The organism is Boseongicola sp. (assembly GCF_057460485.1).
Genome location: NZ_JBVCWP010000334.1, coordinates 1 through 3,898 on the forward strand (window position 1 = coordinate 1; position 3,898 = coordinate 3,898).

The window sequence follows — 3,898 nt, forward strand, 5'->3', positions numbered from 1 at the left end:
CGTGCGAACACCGTTTGTCGGTTTTTCTTATCCAGATACTCAACCGCCTATGGTTGTGAAACCAAACACCGGAAACTTGCACCGAGCCGAACAGAGCCATCGGACTGCAGAAACGGTGCGAAAGCGGCGGCATAGGCAGACGTCACGGCCTCCTCGCCAGAATGCTCCATTGCCTTTACCGCAACACCAGCCGAGCACATGCCTCGGACAGCTGTGTCCAGATCTGGGTAAGTCCATAAGCCATCGACATCAAAAACATCCGTCGGCATCAATCCGGCACTAGAGGCAAATTCCCTTAGTGTACTCTCATCAGACAAGGCAAAAGGGCCGGGCGCGCCGGGTGGTGGCGGTGGCAGAAGCGGTTTTAGGACTGCAACCAACGAAGCGGCGTCCATGCCTTCAGGGTTGCCCCAGGTCACGATTGCCACAGTTCCACCAGGTTTAGTCACCCGTCGGGCTTCGCCCAACGCCAGCGCAGGGTTTCCAGCATACTGAAACGAATTGAATCCTGTAACCACGTCGAAGCTATCATCTTCAAATGGAATATTTTCTAGATCGCCAAGTTGAAAATCTGCAGTACCTGTTCGCTCTTTCGCGATTACCAACAAGGCTTCGGAGGCATCAAGGCCGGATACTTCGGCGCCAAGGTTTGCCGCCAAACTGGCGGCCATTCCAGAACCGCAACCAGCGTCCAAATAGCGGGTTGTACTGCCAACTTCTGTTCGTTTCAGGACTTCATGATAGACGGGAAGGCAGGATTGCTCTTGAATCTCTGCCCAGTCGCGGGCGCGAGCGCCCCAAAGTTGCCCGTTCACCTTCGCCGTTGTTGGTTTGCTTTCGATGTTCATATTCAACCTCTGTCAGTTTGTGTGCTTATGAGAATATTGATCAAGGGATCGTCCTTATTGTTGATGGAAAACGTTTAAGTTACATGTGCCACAGCGATCCAGTCCGAGATCTGAACCCATAGGTACAGAAACTGCACTTGTGGCACTTGAGACCGCCGGTGATACTGATGTTGGGAGCAATAAATGAAAAAAACTTTGTATGGGCAGAATTGCCCAATCGCCCTTTCTCTTGAAATCTTAGGCGGGCGCTGGACCTTGCTGATCATCCGTGAATTGCTCTCTGGATCGAGACGATTCAATGACATTCATCGTGGCGTCCCGTTGATGTCGCGCTCGTTGCTTTCGGAACGTTTGAAAGGCCTTGAAGCCGCAAAACTGATTGAGCGGTCACACTCTGCACGTTCAGGTCATGCTGAGTATAATTTGTCCGAGGCCGGACTGGCTTTACTGCCAGTGATCTCTTCTGTCGGGATGTGGGGGCAAGAATGGGTGAACAAGTCGGTCGTTATGGATGAGGTCGACGGTGGCTATCTGATGTGGAGTATTCGAAACTCCGCCTCATGGATCGAGGACATGGGTCCACGGATGGTCACCCGTTTTGAATTTAAGGATGAAGTTGAAAACAAACGGTTACATTGGCTCGTCATCGAAGAGAACGATATCGATCTTTTCTATATTGATCCCGGCCTTGAAGTGGATACCTGGATCGAAACAGACCTGCGCTCACTGGTCGAAGGCTGGATGGGGTGGCGACCGCTGAAGGATGCCTTGTCTGCAGGTGACATTGCTATTTACGGTGCTCCAAACCTCACTCAAGACCCTCTACGTTGGATTGGGCAAAGCCCTGTGGCAGGCATTTCGCAGCGGCCAAGCGAAGAGCAGGTGTTGGTGATGATTGAAAAAGTCAGGGCATAATCAGGATGGCAGGGTCGGAGCCTGCGCCGAACCCGATTGGAATAGTGATGAGGATTTGCGAGAGCTCTTCCCTGCAGATTAATTACACCGGAAGCAACTGAGGAATAAAACAACATCGCCTTGGCTGGTCGTTATGGGCTCAAATCCGCCGTTCGCTGCGGCTTGGACAGATGTCTGCAATGCGGAGAGGCTGTGTGAAAACTCAGGCCGCGGTCCCCTCTCGTCGCGTTCGTTTTGGTCACTTGAGGAAAAGACTATCCAGCGAGACGAGAGAACGCCCATATCAAGCGTTTTCGGCCGAAACTATGCCATCCCGAGAGTTTTCACACAGTCTCCGGACTTTGCTGCCGCTCACCAGTTTGACACGAACGTCGGCTTTCCACCCTTGAACGAATAGGAAAATCTCATCAACCGCGCCAAGCCGCCAGCCGCCGCGGGGCTTTCAAGGTAGGTATGATCGAGTGGAGTAGTCATAAAAGGATGATTCAGATCAATCAATCTGATCTGAAAGGGCCTAAAGTTCAAATATGAGAATAAAAAATCAGGGTAAATCGATGAAACTTGTCTATGTCATGATGGCTGGTTTGGCAGTGGGATCACTGGCTTGGGGACACGAGAGCGCAACAGGCGTCGTCAAAACGCGCATGGAAGGAATGGAGCGGTTCGAGGAATTAATCGAACGCGTATTCGCCATGATCGGCGGCGAACTGACCTACGACCCGATGGCAGTCCGGCGTGCCGGCGAGGAAATTCGCGATGGTTCCGGCCAACATTTGACATCGCTGTTTCCCGAGGGTTCGAAAAGTCCACCAAGCGAGGCTCGTTCCGAAATCTGGCAGGATTTCAGTGAGTTCGAAAACTATGCTTTCATGCTTCAGCGTTGGTCGGGTGAATTGGCCGAGCGTGCGGGCGAGCGTCCCCGTGGCAGCCTTCCGAAGAAGTGGGAAGAAGCAGAGATGGGACCTGGCATGATGAGAAGTGGCGGCATGATGCGAAGCGGCGGTCTTGATTTTGCGGCTTGGCACGTCGCCGCTACCTGCAACGCATGTCATGCGGAGTTTCGTGAGGAGGAGTGATGGCTCGAAGATGGCTTTTACGCCTGACATCAAGCACACCACACTAAAGAAATCCTGTAACTTATGAGCACGCGCTTGCTTGACAAATGACAGTAACGAAAATCCGGCCTGCAACAGCTTTATTCGGACTGTGACCTTGCTCCACATAGCAGACCTTCGCCGCCGGGCAGAATTTTGACAGGTAGGGCTCAAACCCGCCGTTCGCTGCGGCTTGGACAGATGTCTGCAATGCGGGACAAAGGAGACGGTCAATTAGTCTGGCTTCCGAGTTTTCCGTTGAGCAGAATGGCGTCGATCGAGTGCCTCAGGTTACCCGTCTTGTCCTCGGCAACGGAAAAGTCGAGATAGTGGTGACCGGCGTCCAGTCCACCCAGCGCGATCTTTAGTCGACCATATCTTTGGCCTTCGCCGGCACCAAACATGTCGTGTGTGAACGTGCCAATTATCTTGTCATCAAGTGACACGACGCTCGTCTCATTTCCTGCTCGAGCAAAGGTCAATTGAGCGTCCAACAGCGGCTCACCAAGCAAAAAGTTGACGCGGATGGTTTGCACAGCAAGATCGTCCCAATGCATAGCCGACGGCGCTTGCAGTCGCATCGGGAAGGTCTCGGCAGCACAGTCTACGCCTGCGGAACATTCAAATTCAGATATACCCGCCCATCCCTCTCGTTGAAATTCAACTCTGTTGCCATCCAGTTTCCCTATGACAAATACAATTCCGTCTTCATCTGGCTGCAGTGCCGGGCCGCTACTTTCGGCAAAAGCGCAAGTGGCAGCGACGAACAGGGTCACGAGCGTCAAACCAATTTTAGCAGCACAGGAAGCCACCGTTGTTCCATATATGCCTCTCATGACATGAAGCTCCATTCTTGGTCGTCTCAAGGCAATACTAGCAACTTGGCTACCACCAACATTGACGCAAATCAGTCAGGCGTGAGTTGCTTTGCGGACAAGGCACTCGCTAGGTGTTTAGTCCCGTCATCTGGTGGATCGGATTTAAGATGAATCTGTCTGGCTCAGAAGTCCAGATTTTGCAGATGTATTCGTAAGGTGTGAG

4 protein-coding genes are annotated in these 3,898 nt (G+C 52.4%); 2 read left to right on the forward strand and 2 right to left on the reverse strand.

Annotated features, from left to right (window positions below):
- Window positions 1-47 precede the first annotated feature (47 nt).
- Complete coding sequence (locus AC221Y_RS21475) at window positions 48-848, reverse strand: class I SAM-dependent methyltransferase (RefSeq protein ID WP_486708370.1); 801 nt, start codon at window positions 846-848, stop codon at window positions 48-50.
- A 183-nt stretch (window positions 849-1,031) separates the two neighbouring features.
- On the opposite strand from AC221Y_RS21475, the gene AC221Y_RS21480 reads away from it, so the two are divergent.
- Together AC221Y_RS21480 and AC221Y_RS21485 are read left to right on the forward strand one after the other, a co-directional pair.
- Window positions 1,032-1,763: a winged helix-turn-helix transcriptional regulator gene (locus AC221Y_RS21480; RefSeq protein ID WP_486708371.1), complete on the forward strand. Its 732-nt coding sequence runs from the start codon at window positions 1,032-1,034 to the stop codon at window positions 1,761-1,763.
- A gap of 554 nt (window positions 1,764-2,317) precedes the next feature.
- Window positions 2,318-2,839 (forward strand): c-type cytochrome, encoded by a 522-nt coding sequence (locus tag AC221Y_RS21485; protein WP_486708372.1) that lies wholly within the window; start codon window positions 2,318-2,320, stop codon window positions 2,837-2,839.
- 248 nt (window positions 2,840-3,087) lie between these two features.
- On the opposite strand, the gene AC221Y_RS21490 is transcribed toward AC221Y_RS21485, so the two are convergent.
- On the reverse strand, window positions 3,088-3,708 hold the full coding sequence (locus AC221Y_RS21490; RefSeq protein ID WP_486708373.1) for a hypothetical protein: 621 nt from the start codon (window positions 3,706-3,708) through the stop codon (window positions 3,088-3,090).
- Between the last annotated feature and the right edge of the window lie 190 nt (window positions 3,709-3,898).